At 56.8% G+C, this 17,142-nt stretch carries 22 protein-coding genes and 3 pseudogenes; 15 read left to right on the forward strand and 10 right to left on the reverse strand.

The genetic code is table 11. The annotated features are described in order from the left end of the window. Positions 1–29: 29 nt before the first annotated feature. The gene (locus MOP87_RS09325) at positions 30–1,073 is read left to right on the forward strand and encodes a dienelactone hydrolase (protein WP_242810435.1); all 1,044 of its coding nucleotides are present in this window, start codon (positions 30–32) and stop codon (positions 1,071–1,073) included. On the opposite strand, the gene MOP87_RS09330 is transcribed toward MOP87_RS09325, so the two are convergent. From MOP87_RS09330 to MOP87_RS09340, 3 genes and pseudogenes are all read right to left on the reverse strand, one after another. Continuing rightward, a complete protein-coding gene (locus MOP87_RS09330; protein WP_023533837.1) occupies positions 1,055–2,641 on the reverse strand; it encodes an ABC-F family ATPase in 1,587 nt (528 codons plus the stop codon). The two genes, MOP87_RS09325 and MOP87_RS09330, sit on opposite strands and share 19 nt — an antisense overlap. 32 nt (positions 2,642–2,673) lie before the next feature. After that, positions 2,674–2,988 (reverse strand): annotated as a pseudogene (locus MOP87_RS21785) (integrase). 43 nt (positions 2,989–3,031) lie between these two features. Further along, positions 3,032–3,384 (reverse strand): annotated as a pseudogene (locus MOP87_RS09340) (SAM-dependent methyltransferase); the annotation flags it as partial. Positions 3,385–3,657: 273 nt separating this feature from the next. Between MOP87_RS09340 and MOP87_RS09345 the strand changes: the two are divergent. Next, a complete protein-coding gene (locus tag MOP87_RS09345) occupies positions 3,658–4,128 on the forward strand; it encodes a lysozyme inhibitor LprI family protein (RefSeq protein WP_028687862.1) in 471 nt (156 codons plus the stop codon). 378 nt (positions 4,129–4,506) lie between these two features. Here MOP87_RS09345 and MOP87_RS09350 read toward each other — a convergent pair whose 3' ends face one another. Further along, positions 4,507–4,800 carry a hypothetical protein gene (locus MOP87_RS09350; RefSeq protein ID WP_049696011.1) on the reverse strand — a complete coding sequence of 98 codons (294 nt, stop codon included), beginning with the start codon at positions 4,798–4,800 and terminating at the stop codon, positions 4,507–4,509. Positions 4,801–5,631: 831 nt separating this feature from the next. Next, positions 5,632–6,051: a hypothetical protein gene (locus MOP87_RS09355; protein WP_197874503.1), complete on the reverse strand. Its 420-nt coding sequence runs from the start codon at positions 6,049–6,051 to the stop codon at positions 5,632–5,634. Between the two features lie 482 nt (positions 6,052–6,533). Between MOP87_RS09355 and MOP87_RS09360 the strand changes: the two genes are divergently transcribed. From MOP87_RS09360 to MOP87_RS09385, 6 genes are all read left to right on the forward strand, one after another. Further along, positions 6,534–6,701, forward strand: coding sequence for a hypothetical protein (locus tag MOP87_RS09360; protein ID WP_154665212.1), 168 nt, complete (start codon positions 6,534–6,536; stop codon positions 6,699–6,701). Positions 6,702–7,472: 771 nt separating this feature from the next. Further along, the gene (locus MOP87_RS09365; protein ID WP_242810436.1) at positions 7,473–7,778 is read left to right on the forward strand and encodes an NIPSNAP family protein; all 306 of its coding nucleotides are present in this window, start codon (positions 7,473–7,475) and stop codon (positions 7,776–7,778) included. A gap of 166 nt (positions 7,779–7,944) precedes the next feature. Beyond that, a complete protein-coding gene (locus MOP87_RS09370) occupies positions 7,945–8,235 on the forward strand; it encodes a hypothetical protein (protein ID WP_242810437.1) in 291 nt (96 codons plus the stop codon). A 62-nt stretch (positions 8,236–8,297) separates the two neighbouring features. Further along, positions 8,298–8,654, forward strand: coding sequence for a hypothetical protein (locus MOP87_RS09375; protein WP_027916392.1), 357 nt, complete (start codon positions 8,298–8,300; stop codon positions 8,652–8,654). 201 nt (positions 8,655–8,855) lie between these two features. Continuing rightward, complete coding sequence (locus MOP87_RS09380) at positions 8,856–9,044, forward strand: hypothetical protein (RefSeq protein WP_027916391.1); 189 nt, start codon at positions 8,856–8,858, stop codon at positions 9,042–9,044. A gap of 118 nt (positions 9,045–9,162) precedes the next feature. After that, a complete protein-coding gene (locus tag MOP87_RS09385) occupies positions 9,163–9,330 on the forward strand; it encodes a hypothetical protein (RefSeq protein WP_165919287.1) in 168 nt (55 codons plus the stop codon). A 107-nt stretch (positions 9,331–9,437) separates the two neighbouring features. On the opposite strand, the gene MOP87_RS09390 is transcribed toward MOP87_RS09385, so the two are convergent. Together MOP87_RS09390 and MOP87_RS09395 are read right to left on the reverse strand one after the other, a co-directional pair. Then, a complete protein-coding gene (locus MOP87_RS09390; RefSeq protein ID WP_027916390.1) occupies positions 9,438–9,815 on the reverse strand; it encodes a VOC family protein in 378 nt (125 codons plus the stop codon). 89 nt (positions 9,816–9,904) lie between these two features. Then, positions 9,905–10,342, reverse strand: coding sequence for an acetyltransferase (locus tag MOP87_RS09395; protein WP_206406112.1), 438 nt, complete (start codon positions 10,340–10,342; stop codon positions 9,905–9,907). Between the two features lie 194 nt (positions 10,343–10,536). Here MOP87_RS09395 and MOP87_RS09400 point away from each other — a divergent pair, with 194 nt between their 5' ends. From MOP87_RS09400 to arsH, 6 genes and pseudogenes are all read left to right on the forward strand, one after another. Then, entirely contained in the window at positions 10,537–10,929 is a 393-nt protein-coding gene (locus MOP87_RS09400; RefSeq protein WP_242810438.1) for a hypothetical protein, read from the forward strand. A gap of 526 nt (positions 10,930–11,455) precedes the next feature. After that, positions 11,456–11,842 (forward strand): annotated as a pseudogene (locus MOP87_RS09405) (transposase); the annotation flags it as partial. Between the two features lie 68 nt (positions 11,843–11,910). Then, positions 11,911–12,261 (forward strand): metalloregulator ArsR/SmtB family transcription factor, encoded by a 351-nt coding sequence (locus MOP87_RS09410; protein ID WP_059184055.1) that lies wholly within the window; start codon positions 11,911–11,913, stop codon positions 12,259–12,261. 19 nt (positions 12,262–12,280) lie between these two features. Then, entirely contained in the window at positions 12,281–13,570 is a 1,290-nt protein-coding gene (locus MOP87_RS09415; protein WP_242810439.1) for an arsenic transporter, read from the forward strand. A 9-nt stretch (positions 13,571–13,579) separates the two neighbouring features. Continuing rightward, on the forward strand, positions 13,580–14,050 hold the full coding sequence (locus MOP87_RS09420) for an arsenate reductase ArsC (RefSeq protein ID WP_059184053.1): 471 nt from the start codon (positions 13,580–13,582) through the stop codon (positions 14,048–14,050). Positions 14,051–14,106: 56 nt separating this feature from the next. Then, the gene (gene arsH, locus MOP87_RS09425) at positions 14,107–14,784 is read left to right on the forward strand and encodes an arsenical resistance protein ArsH (RefSeq protein ID WP_230396049.1); all 678 of its coding nucleotides are present in this window, start codon (positions 14,107–14,109) and stop codon (positions 14,782–14,784) included. 683 nt (positions 14,785–15,467) lie between these two features. On the opposite strand, the gene MOP87_RS09430 is transcribed toward arsH, so the two are convergent. Continuing rightward, a complete protein-coding gene (locus MOP87_RS09430; protein ID WP_242810440.1) occupies positions 15,468–15,626 on the reverse strand; it encodes a hypothetical protein in 159 nt (52 codons plus the stop codon). Next, a complete protein-coding gene (locus tag MOP87_RS09435) occupies positions 15,623–15,799 on the reverse strand; it encodes a hypothetical protein (RefSeq protein WP_242810441.1) in 177 nt (58 codons plus the stop codon). Before MOP87_RS09435 ends, MOP87_RS09430 begins: the two co-directional genes overlap by 4 nt. 196 nt (positions 15,800–15,995) lie before the next feature. Here MOP87_RS09435 and MOP87_RS09440 point away from each other — a divergent pair, with 196 nt between their 5' ends. Further along, the gene (locus MOP87_RS09440; protein WP_242810442.1) at positions 15,996–16,295 is read left to right on the forward strand and encodes a hypothetical protein; all 300 of its coding nucleotides are present in this window, start codon (positions 15,996–15,998) and stop codon (positions 16,293–16,295) included. Between the two features lie 464 nt (positions 16,296–16,759). Here MOP87_RS09440 and MOP87_RS09445 read toward each other — a convergent pair whose 3' ends face one another. Next, positions 16,760–17,017, reverse strand: a complete 258-nt coding sequence (locus tag MOP87_RS09445; RefSeq protein WP_242810443.1) for a hypothetical protein — start codon at positions 17,015–17,017, stop codon at positions 16,760–16,762. Positions 17,018–17,142 lie beyond the last annotated feature (125 nt).

Genomic DNA, 17,142 nt, shown 5'->3' on the forward strand with positions numbered 1-17,142 from the left:
CCTATCCAGCGGCCATGCGCAGAGCCCCCATGATCCTTCCTCGTTGCTTGCTGGCACTGGCCATGGTCGTTGGCTCGATGGGCGCAGCCAATGCTTCGCCCTGGGTAGCCGGCTTGCATCATATGATGCTGACCGACCCGGTAGACAGCCGACCCATGCAAGCCTTGGCGTTCTATCCTGCCAAGGGGCATGCTCGGGCCAGCCACATCGACGGTTACGCGCTGGAGGTGGCTGAAGAGGTGCCTGTGGCCCAGGGGCGTTTTCCGTTGCTCGTGCTTTCGCATGGCAACACCGGTAGCCCCCTGGCCTTGCACTACCTGGCAACGTCACTGGCCAGGCAAGGGTATGTGGTGGTCGCTGTGGTCCACCCAGGCGACAATGCCCGCGACCCCAGCCGGTTGGGCACCCTGAGCAATCTGTACGGTCGGCCACTGCAAGTCAGCGCCGCCATCACCGCTGCGCGCAGCGATGCGCTGCTTGGGCCTCGGCTGAACGGTGGGAAAGTCGGATTGATCGGTTATTCGGCCGGCGGCGAAACCGCCTTGATCCTGGCCGGCGCGCGCCCTGACCTTGACCGCCTGCGTGCATATTGCCTCGAGCGACCCGATGATCACGACGCCTGCAAAACCCACGGTGTGTTGATTGCCGACCGCAGCGAACTGTCACCCCAGGCAGATTCCCGCGTCGGGGCGGTGATGCTGATGGCGCCGCTGAGCCTGCTGTTCGGACGCCACGCCTTGGTCGATGTGCACCTACCGGTGCTCATCTACAGTGGCGACAAGGACCAGCTCGTCGCCGTCGATCGCAACGCCCAAGCCCTGGCCCGCAAGTTGCCCGTCACACCTGACTACCGCCTGCTGGCAGGCGCCGGTCATTTCGTGTTCATGGCGCGCTGTGACGCCGAGCAGGCCTTGCGCATGCCGGCGCTGTGCAAGGATGCCGAGGGGGTGGACCGCCGGCACATCCATCGTTCGCTGCAACGCGAGACGGCTGCGTTCTTCGAGCAGACGCTCGAGGCCCCGCAGCCTGAAAAGCGCTCAGTGAATACGCTGAATCAAGCCACCACGCCCTGACTGCGCAGGTATTCGTCGTAGGTGCCGCTGAAGTCCACCACGCCGTCGGCTGACAGCTCGATGATGCGGGTCGCAAGCGAGGAGACGAATTCGCGGTCGTGGCTGACGAAGAGCAGGGTGCCTGGGTAGTTTTCCAGCGCCAGGTTCAACGCCTCGATCGATTCCATGTCCAGGTGGTTGGTCGGCTCATCCATCACCAGCACGTTGGGCTTTTGCAGAATCAGCTTGCCGAACAGCATGCGGCCCTGTTCGCCACCGGAGATGACCTTGACCGACTTGAGGATCTCATCGTTGGAGAACAGCATGCGCCCCAGCGTGCCGCGGATCACCTGCTCACCCGATGTCCACTGGCCCATCCAGTCGAACAGGGTCATGTCGTCTTCGAAATCATGGGCGTGGTCCTGAGCGTAGTAGCCCACTTCCGCGCTGTCGGTCCATTTGACTTCGCCCTTGTCCGGGGTCATCTCGCCTACGAGCGTACGCAGCAAGGTGGTCTTGCCGATGCCGTTGGGCCCGATGATCGCGACGCGCTCTCCGGCTTCGACGGTGAAACCGAGGTCCTTGAACAGCACCTTGTCGTCGAAGGCCTTGGCCATTTTCTCGACCGTCACAGCCTGGCGGTGCAGTTTCTTGGTCTGCTCGAAGCGGATGAACGGGCTGACCCGGCTCGACGGCTTGACCTCGGCCAGCTGGATCTTGTCGATCTGCTTGGCCCGCGAGGTGGCTTGCTTGGCCTTGGAGGCGTTGGCCGAGAAGCGGCTGACGAAGGTCTGCAGTTCAGCAATCTGGGCTTTCTTCTTGGCGTTGTCCGACAGCAGCTGCTCGCGGGCCTGGGTGGCGGCGGTCATGTACTCATCGTAGTTGCCGGGGAACAGGCGCAGCTCACCGTAGTCCAGGTCAGCCATGTGGGTGCACACGCTGTTGAGGAAGTGGCGGTCGTGGGAAATGATCACCATGGTGCTGTTACGCGCGGTGAGCACGGTTTCCAGCCAGCGGATGGTGTTGATGTCCAGGTGGTTGGTCGGCTCGTCGAGCAGCAGTACGTCCGGGTCCGAGAACAGTGCCTGGGCCAGCAGCACACGCAGCTTCCAGCCCGGCGCTACTTCGCTCATTGGGCCGAAATGCTGCTCCAGCGGAATGCCCAGGCCCAGCAGCAATTCGCCTGCGCGCGACTCGGCGGTGTAGCCGTCCATTTCGGCGAACTCGGTTTCCAGCTCGGCGACAGCCATGCCGTCTTCTTCGGACATTTCAGGCAGCGAATAGATACGATCACGCTCGGCCTTGACCTTCCAGAGATGGCCGTGGCCCATGATCACGGTATCGATCACGGTGAATTCTTCGTAGGCGAACTGGTCCTGGCGCAGCTTGCCCAGGCGCGTATTGGGCTCGAGCATCACTTGGCCGCCAGAAGGCTCCAGGTCGCCGCCCAGGATCTTCATGAAGGTCGACTTGCCGCAGCCATTGGCGCCGATCAGGCCATAGCGGTTGCCATTGTTGAATTTGACCGAAACGTTTTCGAACAGCGGCTTGGAGCCGAATTGCATGGTGATGTTTGCTGTGGAGATCAAGTGCTTGTCCTGCGGGGGTTCCAGAGGTGTATTTAGGCCCTCTCGTCAGTTCTGGGCCAATTTTGGGCCAATTCGACTCGGGGCGGCAGCTTCTCCAGCTCCCTCCAGTCCAAGGAGGAGCTGATCCATTTCGCGTAGGTAGAGAGCTACATCTCGACGCTGTAGCCGAGCTGGCTCGCGATGAACGCGGGGTTCATCCCAGACATCAGGCACATGGTTGCGTAGGTGTGGCGGGTGTCGTACTGACGGCGTTCACGGATGTTCAGCGCCTTCAGCGCCGATTTGAAGTGGCGGATTGTAACACTTGGCTCGTTGATCCACAGCCCACCTTTGCTAGGTTGGAACACGAAGGGACTGGTTGGTGCTAACCAGCACTTGGGCTTCGTTTCACTTGAAGATCAGGATTCCCTCAGGTTCCAGTACACGGAAACGCTCGGCAAAGCCTTGGGGGATATCCTCCCGCCATTCACTGGTGAGCACTCTGTACATTGCCCGCATCCAGCGAGCCACGTCGGCCCGGGTCAGATGCAGCGGATCGAACACGACCAAGCGCAAAGCGGCGTCCCCAAAGGCAGACTCCGAAAGTCCATCAGCACATCTGGCTCAACCTTCAGTATCCGGCTGTCGCATCGCTGGTGTTCGTCGTCGCGGATGTCGCCGAACAGGGCGCGCTGGTCTTCCTTGTCGAACCACATCATGCGGCGGGCACTGCATGTGTCGAGCACTTCAACCGCTGCGCTCATCGCGGCCCCCTGCAAATCAGGTAGGCCATGTACATCAGGGCTAGGGTCATAGAAGGTGTCCTCCGGCATACCGCAGGGCGTCACGATCTTGTCGAAGCTAATCGCGCGCTTTGATCAGGCCTTGATTGCGGTTGAAATGTTGCGGTGCTCCAACTCGAGGGTAATGGCAACGCATATAATGCGTCAGGATCACCTCGCCCGGCTTCTGGCCGAGCCAAACCCGCCTGGAACGGCATCACGCCGGCCGGGCTATGACTCAGGGAAATGAGACCAATGAAGACCGTTATCAAGGCCGGTATCGCTGGCGCGGTGCTGGCAGTAGTGGGCGCAGCCCACGCCGAGCTGCACGGGGAAGAAGCAGAGATTGCAGCACGGGATGCAGCGGTGCGTCAGTACGCGGCGAAGCTTGAGGCCGATTGGCAGCAGTGCTTGAGAAAGCCGGAGACCAAAACCACCCAGGATTCAGCTCATTGCGCATATGAAATGCGGGAGGCGGCCAAGGACGCGGTGGAAGAGAAGTACCAGAAGGCCCTGGCCACCGCAAAGGGGTATGTCGATGAAGGCTCGCTCCCGAAAAATGTACCGGCCATGATGCCCCAGGCGCAGGCAGCGTGGGAGAAGTTCGTAGAGGCAGATTGCGACGTGGTAGGTGCTCTCGTCACTGGGACCGCGAGTTCTACCTATCAGATAGTGTGCGAGTACAAGCACCAGATACAACGTCTCCACGACTTGGACGAATGGTGATTTTGATGGTGTTTGATAGGCGCAGGTCGTCGTAGTCGGGGCAGTCGCTCGATTTCGAAGCTTCGATGATTTCTCCCAAAGATCTCATGGCTTGACTCCAGCGGCCAGGGCCTCAGCCTCCAGTGAGGCGTACGCCACGCCATCCAACGCGCTGCCTCGTGGTATTTGGCGGGGTTCTGCCACTGGCCCACGTCCTTGACGATCTGCCTCAGCAGCCAGCCTTCTGCTTCGATCCGGTCGGTCATGTCTAGCCCCAGTAGCCAAGGTCTTCGTCAATAGCATCATGCGGATGCCAGGCGCCGAACGTCTTATGCAGAGAGTCGGCCATCTTCCAACTAGCCCACCCTATGAAAGCCTTCAAGAAATCTCGAATTTTCCTCACAACTCATACCTCTCATCAATCCAGCGCCCAGGCGCCAGAGCAGGTGGAGGTTCGGGTTGGGTTTCGTGCTGGGAGAGCTGGCGCTGATTGCTGGCCTGCGGCTGGCTGTCGGAAATGCAGCTGATGCCGCCGAAGTGTCCGCCGTAGAATACGTAGCAGGTAATGCCGCGCTCCTCGTCGTGCACACAATTGCCGCCCCTGTCGATGTTCCCGAATGCCTCGACATGAAAGGTTTGCCCGGCGCTTGCGCCTGTGGCCAACAGCAGGAGGCAGAAGGCGAGGCGGGTCATTCGCTCACCTCATCAACGGGCACCACCGTGCCGCCGTTTGTGCGCTGGGCCTACGGATTTCTTGGCCGCCATATCTCGGCACTGATGCGTAAATACACCATTAAAAATGCGTCAGGCATATATACTAGCCGGACAAGTAATTAAGATAATTCAAATTTCAAGAGAGATAGCCACGTGCGCAAAACATACCTAACCCTGATCGTAGGCGTTGCTGCCACACTTCTGATTCAAGGCGCCCTAAAGAGGAAAGAGGAAAATTACGGGGGATCTTGCGATTCAATTGATGATGGAAGGTACGTGCCTGAGGTAACTGGCAAGGCAGCGGCATCATTGTTTGAGGTTAGGCGACGCCTATATGCAGCTGCAATCGCGGTGTTTATTTCATTCGCTTGGAGTATCACGTGGTGGTTTGAGGGAGACGCTGCGCAATTTTCACGGTCGGGATCTGTTATAACTGTATTTGCCCTTCTTGGCGAGTCGCTTTTGGGCGAGGGTGTGAGCAGACTCAACAGGCAGATGCGAAGATCGCATGGCAGTTACTACACGTTGTGGCGCGCTGTTTGCGCCATCGCGGCAGTCTTGGGAACGCTGGTCTGGGGTTACGGTGATCTGTTACATGCCAACCTGATGCCGGAGCCTGTGCCTCAGCCTCAAATTTGCATGCAAACCAATTGAAGCAGAGGCTTCTCTAAGCTGGCTGTTCGCTGGGCACGAGGGGGAACCGAGCCGCTAGTATGGTTTTATGTGGGGCGGGTCAGGCTTTATCGACATAGCGCAGCAGTGAGTAGAGAGAAAGGGGGTATAGCGGAGTGTAGTACATTTGTACTCCTATTAGGCTTTCAGCGTATTACCTGCCTTCGCCAGCTCGGCTGTTACACGCTGACGCCAATCCGCGCCGTGCCTTAGGGTGTGCCCGAGAGGCCAGTGAATCACGACGGCCTGCTTGACTTCGGCATTGGGTGCGATCGTGAGCCCCATGATACGTTGAGCCTTGGCGATGTGGTGGCAAGTAAGGTTCGGGCGTCCGAGGATTTCGCGAAGGTCGCTGCTGAGCGCTGGAATGATTGTGGTGTTCCAGTCAGCTAGCTTGGTGTGCAGTTCCAAATTCTCGGCCCGAATACATCTATCCTGGATGTCAGCGTCATCGTGGATCGTCAATGCCAGCTGCAGCTCTGCGATTTCCAGCAGCTGATTGATGTCGGCGCTATCGACATAGGTCCAGCCCAACAATCGGCAGCCCAGCCTGCTCAAGGTTACCTATACCTAAAGGTGAGGTGTTTCCTAGCATGACTAGATCACAAAGTGTTGCGTACTTGGCTGAGCTGAAAAGACCACCGTTGCAGTCGATGATCTTTAGTGATGGTGAGGTCTATCGGTGATCTGCCTGGAAAAATGATACTGATAGTTTCCCCAGTTGCGTTTATATTTACGGTGTTACAATTAGGTCAGAGATCTTGGGTCGAATTTGGTCGAAGACTCCGATGGGTGAGGCACTTTGAGTACGCAGAAGCTTACGTAAAAGGAATGTGCCTGCAGCGAAGTAGAGAGTATATGGAGGCTAGTTATAATTAAACCCACATGGAGGCGTTTTCACCTCCTTCAAAGAATTCGGTTCGCCATGGAAGCGTTCATGTTTTGAGTACGGCAGGTGGTGGCTACTGGCTCAGCGCCATGCTTTGCGGCGATTGGCGATTTTTGATGTAATGCCCGACCATTTCACAGGAAGGAACCTTATGAAGCACACCATGATTGGCGCAATTCTCGTCGCCGTTACTGCGCTGTTGCTGAGCGGCTGCTTTGGCTCAACAGAAGAGCAAAAAGCAAAGGCGCAGCAGGAATCCAGCGACAGGCTATGGGACATCCCACCTCCGAAGACACCAGATAAGGGTTTCAAGCCCTGATGGGGAATTTCTAACGCCGCCTATCTCTAGGCGGCGTTTTTTGTTTGGGTGCTGGCGGGCAGCGCCGCAGGGTTAGGCGGCAGCGCGAACTACGAAGCTCAGGATGGCAGTGGCGTCGTCGTTGAAACACTCGGCCAGGTTTTGATACGTCCAATCCTTCGAGTTTTTCCAGCTTGCTCCAGTCGGAGCTTGGGTTGAGCCAACGGCATAGGTCGATATCAGCATGTAAACGCTGTGACCCAGCTGTTGGGCTATAAATGCGGGACTTAGAACAGAGGCAGTCGGCGTATGGCCTGGCGAACTGGATAGCACGCAAAGCCTGGTCGTTCAGCAGCACACAAGTCCCTTTCTGTCTTCGTTCCTTCCTCTATCTTGCTTAGGGCGACTCTCCTTATGACTTGCTGCATCCTCTTCTGCAGATTGATCACATCCCATCGGCTGGCATGACGTCTATCGGTACATTAGCTACGTCTTTATTCTTACTGCGCTGCGAGAGGGCGAGAGTCGCAAAGAATGCGCCATCTGACTGAAGTGCAGCGCACACGCCGACCTCGTGGGAGGTCATTGCGCGTTGCTCGCTCAAGTTGATCCTCCTTGAGCATCCATTTCCAGCAACGGACCGGGGCAGGTCGTTGGGAGACAACGCTACGACGGCATGAGGCCGTACGGTTACGGGTGATGCGTCCAGGGGGATAGGTGGTCATCCTTGGAAGTCTGTGCAGGATTGCCTTAGAGTTTGCGCTTTACTCAAGCCTGCAAAGGAATGACTCCATGGTCACCTGCCATGTTCGTTATGTGATTGATCCCTACCAGCTTCCCGCTTTTGAGGCGTATTCCCGTCACTGGATCGCTCTGGTCGAGCGCATGGGAGGCCAGCACCATGGCTATTTCCTGCCTTCTGAGGGGGCGAGCAATGTCGCCTATTGTCTGTTCAGCTTCGAGAGCCTTGCTGCCTATGAGCAGTATCGACAGCAGGCGGCAGGCGATTCGGCATGTATGGAATTGGTCAAGGAGGCCAGCGACAGGAAATTCATTCTGAATTACGAGCGAAGCTTCTTGCGCCCAGTGTTCGAGTAGTAAGCAGATTTCCTTGTATCAGCCCAGCTCTGTTCTGGGCTTTTCGCATCTGGGCTGGGCCACGCCGCCTTGTGGTAGATTCCCGGCATCATCAAGGAGGGATCAAATTCGAATCTTGATCGGGGCAATGGGTTTGGCTTTGCTAGCGGGATGCATGGCTCCAACCATGAATGAAGCTCGTCAGGCTGGTCCCTATAAAGTTCTGAGATCGACCAAAACTGACGCCGCGCTGGCGAAGTGTGTCCAATACGAATGGCAAAATCAGCCGATTTTTGGTGGAACACCTGGCGTCACTCTTCAAGCAGGCCGCGATGTCGGCTATACCGTCTTCACGCAAGTATCAGAGTATTTCGTAGACATCCAGCCAGCACCGAGTGGGTCTGAAGGAAAGTACTACGTGGTGCTGGGGAACTGGATCGCAAAAAAGCGCCTGTCAGCATTGCAAGGCTGTCTGTAGCGGTTCCGTCGAGCGCGCAGATGCCGGGCTGATACGGTCTCGACTTTCAGGAGATAGAAAATATGCGAAACATCATAGTCGGGTCGGGCTTGGCATTGCTGGCGGGGTGTGCGAGCGTTGGCGACACCCGAAGCAATCCGCCACTGCTGGACTTGAAGTCGTCAAGGCCACCCCAGCAGGTTGCCGAGTGCATCCGAGATGCCTGGCAGAACACCACGGTGCTGGGGGTAAGTGTCGGCGGTATCTTGCAGACATCTGGCGACCGCTACGCTGTCTTGGCGCCTGACGCGCAGACGCCTATCCATTTGGTCGATGTGGCATCAGCACCAAGTGGTTCGACTGTCCGTTATCACTTCTATCGCACCTGGCAGTCACCGTTGGAGCGCGTGACAGATGCGGTCAGGTCATGCGCCGGTTGACCTATCCGGGGTGGATAGCTTTTCAATGGTCGCTGACTGCTACCGAGCGCGTGGTGGCCACGCTCAAGGCCATGGTGCCCGCCACTGAGGAGTACAGCATCAATGAATGCTGTGGCGTGCTGCATTCCCTAACCTAAGAACACATAATGCAGCACAGAGGACGCACGACGGGGTGCGGCTCAAGGCACGAAAGGACGGCCAATGACCGAGAAGGAGGAGCTGGAGCTTGAGAAGCTCCAAGCTGAAATTCACAAGCTCACCGCCGAGGCGCGAAAATTGATCGCCGAGGCCAACAAAATGAAGCGCGAGACGCTGTTTTACCCCTTTGTCGCGGTGGGAGGGCTAGTCACCGTCATCGTTACCGCTGCGGCCTTCATTCAAAAGCTCTAGCCTGCCGTCCTGAGAAACAGGCTTGCCGAGTGGTCTTGAGCTTTACGCCAATTCGGCCGACACTATCGCCATAGGGTCTAGCAACAGGCGTGACCTGGCATCACAAGCGAGGGCGACCATGAGCCATGATCAAGTTATCAAGCAGATGAAAGAGAACCTGGCACAGCTGGGCAGTGAGGTCCGCGAGGGCACGCAGCACCAAGCGCGCAGCATCTTTCTGTCGGCTGCTGCGGGCGCAGTCTTCGCTTTGGCGACGAGCTGGGTAGCGTTCAAGCTCTTTTCCTGATCGGTCGGGGCCGTTACCGGCAAGCCCCAACCCGATAGCCTGCTTGGTTTTCTCGAGAGCACCCAGGCCTGTCTGGATCGCGCTTCATTCTGCTCCTGTAAACCCTGCTAGAGTCGCTCCGATATCTCTATCAAGTTGAGATCCGGGTCGCGCACATAAACGGATCGGATAGGTCCCGTGGCGCCGGTGCGTTGAACGGGGCCCTCGATAATTGGCCACTGCTGTGCTTCTAGATGGGCCACGACTTTCTCAAGGCTGATCGAGGCGATGAAGCAGAGGTCCAACGCGCCTGAGACTGGCAAGTGAGCCTTGGGTTCGAATTCGTGGCCACGCACGTGTACGTTGATCTTTTGCTCACCGAAGCGCAAAGCCAAGCGCCCGGCACCGAAAATTTCCAGGTTCATGCCCATGACGCGGGTATAGAAATCCTTGCATGCCTCGACATCGATGGTTGTCAAAACGAGGTGATCCAGATGGTTGATCATTTCACTGCCTCCCTAGGTGAGCAGTTGGTTTTCGATGAAGGTTTCGTAATGGTCAATGAGCGGACCAGCAGCACCCCACGGCTGCAGTGCTAGTCGGGCAAGCTCAGGTGCAGCAAGGGGAACGGGCGGCCCTCACCATCGAGAGGGGAGCGGCCTGTTTGGATAAAACCATAATGCAGGTAGAACCCGACCGCTTTCGGATTCTGCTCATTCACATCAACGCTAATTTGGCCGCGTGAACTCCGGGCGTGATCCAGTAGCGCGCGGCCGATGCCTTCACCTCGCCGATTGGGTTCGATAAACAGCATTTCTACGTGGCTTACGTTAAGCCCGATGAACCCAAGCGGGCCGTTTACGGCATCCTCTGCCATCCATAATTCGACAGCCGGCAGGTAGCTATCGCGCAGTTGAGCAAACAACGCCTCGATATCGGCTTCCTGTAGGAAATGGTGAGTGGCACGAACGGCGCGCAGCCAAAGGTCGAGCAACTGCGGATGGTCGGTATTAGTAGCCTGGCGAATGATCATGGCATCATCCTTAACGGGTGATAGCGGAAAAAGAGGGGTGGCAGGGAAGATAGTGAGTCTAAGCGTGGCACATCGGTAGGGTGGCCGAACGAGCAGCGCCTGGAGCGTGGTTTTGACGAGGCCAATTGTAACGTATGGCTCATCCACTGTATTTGACCTGACGTGACCTGATGAAAAATTATCGATATCTGCTCATGGCCACTGTCGTGCTTTCGAGCTGCACTGCGCAACCTGTACGGTCGGTTATGGGTGAGGCTCAGTACAAGGGTTTTGCGCTGTCATCCATTACAGGTGAGCAGTGCGCGCTCATTGGGATGCTGGATGTCGACCTGGCCGCCGCCAATAGTGTGATGCTCGAGGCGCGAGCTGCGGCGTTCGAGTATGACCCAGCAAGGATGGAAATTGAGCGTCGGCAAGCCGCTATCGACCTGCAGCGTGGGCATGGCGTGACTGAGCCTGTCTGTCATGCGCTTGCTTATGAGGTAATGAGAGCGCTGGCGGTGCGCAGGATCGAAGATCAGTCAGCGCTGCAGCACAAGCGCATGACCTTGCAGGCAATGAAGCGGGCGCGGGGTGTTCTTCCCTGACCTACTGATAACCGGGACATAGTAGCTGATGGCCGCAATTTTCCGGCACACGTCAATTCATGCGGATACAAGGCGCGGTGAATCAGAACGACGACAGAGACTGCGATCGTTAGAGTGCAGCACAGGTGGTGATAAACGTGCAGGCCATGCTTAGGCGGTTTCAGAGATGGTTTACACCAGCGCGCAAACGATGGGCGGGGGGGGCATTGATCGTTATCGCGTTGGTGGGTATGGCGATGAATCCCGCGAGCAGGTGGCCTTGGGTGTTGGCGACAGGCGTGATATGGCTACTCGCGGCCTGGTTACCCAGAAGATGACAGATCGTTAGTCGCAACTGCTGGTGCTCGATCCGCTGTCGCTAGCGTGGCTGTCCCCGATAGGGCGCTATTGCTGGCGTGATGGCAGTCGTAGTGTAACCGTCCGGCAACCACATCTTCCCCGCACGACTGCTGAAGGCCATGGAGCCCCCGAAGTTTGAGTGGACACCATTTCTGGTCCATCAAGCGGATTTCCTATGCAGCCTCGTTTTCTGGGCTCGTGCAATCGCTAGTTGGTCTGCGATGACTTTGCAGGTTACAACGCCAGCTTCGTACAGGGCTTGTTCGACATTGGCTGTATGGCCCATGCCCGTCGCAAATTCTTTGACCTGTTCGCTTCGAATGTGCCCATCCATAACAATCAGGGGGGAAATCAGATTCGCCCATGGGCCCTCGGTCGTTCGAACTGGCTCCTTGCCAGGTCGTTACGCAGCGGTAAACGGGCAGCGGCGATCATGAGCCTGATCCAGTCAGCACGGCTGAATGGACATGATCCATACGCCTACCTGAAAGACGTCCCTAGTCGTCTGCCAACCCAAAGGGTAAGCGAGTTTCCTGATCTGCTTGCGCATACGTGGGCGCCTGAAGCGAGATGAGCCGCTTCCAATTGCGGCTACATATCTGTAAATTCGCATATGCGTAGAATCGAATATAAAGGTTGGTCATGCTCATTCAGCCGCCTATTTTCTTTAAATGCCTTGGTGACGAAACCCGCGCCCGGATCATGCTCATGCTCGCAGCTGAGGGTGAGCTGTGCGTCTGTGAACTGATTTGGGCACTCGACGACAGCCAGCCGAAGATCTCACGCCACCTGGCTCAGCTTCGTACCTGCGGGCTGCTGGAGGATCGTCGGCAGGGCCAATGGGTTTACTACCGTCTTCATCCGGAAATGCCCCTATGGGCACTGGATGTACTTCAGGCGACGCTCGAGGCTAACCGCACTTGGCTCGGTGATGACCAAGGTCGCCTTGCTTCCATGGAAGGTCGCCCGGTACGCCAGGTTTCCTGTTGCTAAGTGTTATTGGAGACCCGAGATGTTGTTGGCAGTGTCTATTTTTCTGGTAACGCTGGTACTGGTGATCTGGCAACCCCGAGGGCTTGGCGTGGGTTGGAGTGCGTCTGCCGGAGCGGTGGTCGCGTTGCTAACTGGCGTTGTTGCGCTCAGTGATATCCCGGTGGTCTGGCACATTGTGTGGAACGCAACGGCGACGTTCATTGCGGTGATCATCATCAGCCTCCTGCTGGATGAGGCAGGCTTTTTCGAGTGGGTAGCGCTTCATGTGGCTCGTTGGGGGAGAGGCAGCGGGGCACGCCTGTTTGCACTAATGGTACTCTTGGGTGCAGCTGTCTCGGCCCTGTTTGCTAATGATGGCGCAGCATTGATTCTGACCCCCATTGTCATCGCAATGCTTACGGCGCTGCGCTTTAGCCCGGCAGCAACCTTGGCTTTCGTGATGGCTGCCGGCTTCATTGCCGACACTGCCAGCTTGCCGCTGGTTGTCTCGAACCTTGTGAACATCGTCTCTGCCGATTTTTTCGACATCGGATTTGGTCAGTACGCCTCGATTATGTGGCCGGTGAATCTGGCCAGTGTCGGGGCGACGCTAGGCATGCTTTGGTTGTTTTATCGAAAAGAGGTACCGCTGGCGTACTCACCCGAAGAACTACCGCGACCAGAAGAGGCCATCAAGGATCGCCATACGTTCATTGCTGGCTGGTGGGTGTTGCTGCATCTGCTAGTCGGTTTGTTCGCCCTTGAGCCCCTAGGCATACCGATCAGTGCTGTCGCCGCTGTATGCGCACTGGTGTTGCTGATAATTGCCGCGAAAGGGCATGTGATCTCGACCCGCAAAGTCATGCTCAACGCACCCTGGCAGGTCGTATTGTTTTCACTTGGCATGTATCTGGTGATCTACGGCCTGAAGAATGCAGGGCTGACAGAAGGACTCGGCTCATTGTTCGGCACCTTCGCCGATCATGGTCTGTGGGTTGCGACACTCGGCACCGGTTTCACGGCTGCGCTGCTGTCATCTTTCATGAACAACATGCCCAGCGTGCTGATTGCTGCCTTGTCGATTCAGGACAGTGGCGCGACGGGGCTCGCCCACGAAGCCATGGTGTACGCCAACATCATCGGCTGCGACCTTGGCCCCAAGATAACCCCCATCGGTAGTCTGGCGACGCTGCTGTGGCTGCATGTCCTGGCTCAGAAAAACATCCGCATCACGTGGGGTTACTACTTCAAGGTTGGCTGCGTAATCACTTTCCCCATTCTGCTGCTGACACTGGCAGCGCTTGCCGTGCGCTTGAGCATCAGCACGTAGGAGTAACTTATGAAGATGCTGTTCATGTGTACGGCCAATAGCTGTCGCAGCGTCCTGTCCGAAGGACTGTTCAACCATGTTGCGCCGGACGGCTTCACGGCCATCAGTTCGGGCAGCCTCCCCAGCGGCAAACTCAATCCCCGTGCGGTGAGCACGCTGCAAGGACTGGGTGTCGACACGTCCGCCCTTTATAGCAAGGGATCAGAAGCGTTCGCGGACTCGCCACCCGATATCGTGATCACTGTGTGCGACAAGGCAAGTAGCGAAGCCTGTCCGGTGTATTTTGGCCCGGCCATCAAGAGCCACTGGGGGCTGCCTGACCCATCGGAAGTGGATGGCAGCGACGAGGCTATTCAGGTCGCATTCGACGCAACGGTTGAACACATCAAAAGGCGGTTCGCAGCGTTATTCGCGTTGGATCTGAAGACACTTCAAGGCGACGACCTGAAGCAGGCTTTGGATCGGATTGGAGCATTGTGATGAGCGAGTTCGATATCGACTCTGCCGAGGCCTTTCCTGCCCTCGATCTGTTGCTGATGGATCTGCCCACTGCCGATAAGCTTAACCTGGCTGATGCGTCGAATGTCAAACCACGCATCCTTCTGCTCTATGGATCGACCAGAGAGCGTTCGTTCAGTCGTCTCTTGACGCAAGAGGCCGCTAGACTGCTCCAGTACATGGGCGCCGAGACGGTGATTTTCGATCCGTCAGGTTTGCCCTTGCCGGATGACGCGCCAGTCGAACACCCGAAGGTACAAGAGCTGCGTAATCTGGTGCTGTGGTCAGACGGACAGGTATGGTGTTCCCCCGAGCGTCATGGCGCTATGTCCGGGGTATTCAAAGCGCAGATCGATTGGATTCCTTTGACCCTGGGTGCCGTGCGGCCCACCCAAGGCAAAACACTCGCGGTGATGCAGGTGTGCGGTGGGTCTCAGTCATTCAACGCTGTGAACCAGATGCGTGTGTTAGGTCGATGGATGCGCATGCTGACCATCCCGAATCAGTCGTCCGTGCCGAAGGCGTATCTGGAGTTCGACGATGCTGGCCGAATGAAACCTTCGCCGTACTATGACCGCGTGGTCGATGTGATGGAGGAACTGGTGAAGTTCACGCTGCTGGTTCGTGGCCGTGAGGGCTATTTGGTAGATCGATATTCGGAGCGAAAAGAAAGCGCTGAAGCTCTATCGGCCAGGATAAATCAACGCTCCATCTAGGAATCGCTTGGATGGGATGTCAGCCATTACGCAACTTCAATTGCAACGTGTAATGGCTGGTGCGCTTACGTCGTAGCTTCGTATCGAGCAGGTTGTGGTCAGGCGCGTGGTCTCGTCGTTGTCCATGAAGGGCACGGAGGAGGGAGGGCTGATCTGGCTGGAGTCGGTTGAACGGTTGAGTTCAGCGTGCCCTGGCTTCTCTGTGCGCTTGAACAAGCGGGCCAAGAAAGCAGGCATGACTAGTCCTTTCTTAAAAGCCTGTTGAGCAGCCCCTCTTGGTGCACATTGTCGTAGCACCCAGGTTGATTAGGTGGCGTGGCGTTACAGGGGATATTTCGTTGATCCCAGCGACTTCCATAGGGGCTGTTGAAATAATGATTGCACCCCGTAAGCAGGGTCACCACCAGCCCGATCAGTAGACCTTTATTCATTGCACATTCAGCCCTCAAATGTCCCACGTAGTACGGTACTGGCAACTGGCAGGGCAGATTAAAGTCGAATCGGATAGGTCCGTTGACTCAGCGGTAAGTTTCGACCCTTTACTCAGCCAGCGCGCGTCATCTCCTATCGTTCAACGTTCATCATGCCGCTGATAAACACGCTTTCTACAAGAAGCCGACCAAGCGCATGCTCTCGAATTCTGACACCTAGTGAGATGCCTGATCGGCCACCGCCAAAGCATATTAGCCATTGACCCGCACCGCCAGCAAAGCCCGTTCCTTGCTCAACGGCTTGAGCAGGCCTGGCTGCTCTCCGATTTTCATGAACAGATAGTAGTCTCCGCGCTCGCCAAGGAGAATGCGATAGACCTGGGCAGTTCTGTCGGTGCTGGGCGAAGTCAATTTGTCCACGAGCAGTGTGTAAGTCGTGACACCAAGGTGCTCAAGGCCTGTGCAACTTCGGTATCGATTTTCGCTCGCCATTTCTGCATGACGTGCCGGTGCGCCATGACCGTCAGGGCGATCGCCAACAGTGGCAACACCGCAGCTGCGAAGAAGGTCAGTAACGAATTCATGATTGATGCTCGCGGTAGATGTGCAGTGCGTCCAGGCATCGCTAATGGCGCTCTACCGCGACAGCCCAGCATTATGGCACCGACGTTCCCGCTCGTCTGATCGATGAGGTTCGATGCCATATTTCGCTAGTAGCCCAAGCGGCAGGCGGCTAATGTCCCTCTTAGCGGCCATTAGACTAAAGTATTAGGAGGCGCGATGCGGATACGCGGCAGTGTGTTCTGGTCCTGGGCTGACCCTACGTTGCACCATCGCGCGCACGAAGAGACATTAAGCGACAAGACGTCGATTAATGTACAGGTTCGTCTGTCCCGAAAAGGCCTCGTTCAGCTGTTCATAGGTGTCTATGCTCCTGGCGGCGTGCCTGTCTATGAGGAGGCGTTCGACGACCGCCCAAAGGAGTCCATGTCCCGGGCATTGGCCTGGGGCGTCATGAGAGCCCGCGAAGTGGCTTCTTTCAATTCCCAGAGCATCCCCAAGAGCGGTCATGGACCATGATGGCTGCCGATACGTCTGAACTGCTGAGCGCAACAAATGCCCAACGTTTCACACGTTGAGGAGTTTGAACATGACTGAACAGCAACCTGAACCCAAAAAAGATCAGGTACCGGCTCACGCCACCGAGGAGGAAAAAGCGCGACTCAAGGACAAGAACAAGGATGGCATTCCGCCTGGAGTCGCCTGACAGTTTTTACCGGGCATGAACTTCTGAATGCCACCGCTTATCTGATTCAGGCGCCGGGTCATTCGGCTCAGGACAGTCGTTTCTCAAGCGGAAAGTTGCGTATGTTTTCAGAGGACTTCTACGGTATCTACCTTGTTGTGGAGGCGGTGGTGGCTTTCGTCGTGCTGGCGATCGCTGCTCATTGGAGTCAGGGTACTTGAGGGTGCGAGACGGCACGGGTCAATCCTGTGCCGTCTGCAGCTGCATCTCTGGGGATTTATTTCAGCCAACTATCAGCTCAACCCCTGATCATCTCCAGCCGTTCGCGGCCTGCTTCGGTAATCGCGTTCTCGCCCTCGTCACTGATGCGGTACCGTCCCGATGGCAGCTTGTGAATCGAGAATCGCACCAGCCCGCTGCGGGCAAGCGCTTGTCCGGCTTCATAACTCATTGCATTTTCCAGATCGTAAACCTTGATCTCACCAATCTTGAAACGTGAAAACGCAATGAGTGCTGAATCGATGACGTCTTGGCTGATGGAATGAACGTGTTCCATTTGACTTCCCAGTTCGTGAGTGGCCCGGTCCATGGACATAAGCAACGGACCTTGGCAGTTCGTCGAAAGGCGAACGCTACTACGCTTGGTACGAGACGTGTACTGGGTTTGCATCCACGCTGGAT

Source organism: Pseudomonas sp. I3-I5 (genome assembly GCF_022699445.1).
Taxonomy (GTDB): Bacteria; Pseudomonadota; Gammaproteobacteria; order Pseudomonadales; family Pseudomonadaceae; genus Aquipseudomonas; species Aquipseudomonas fulva.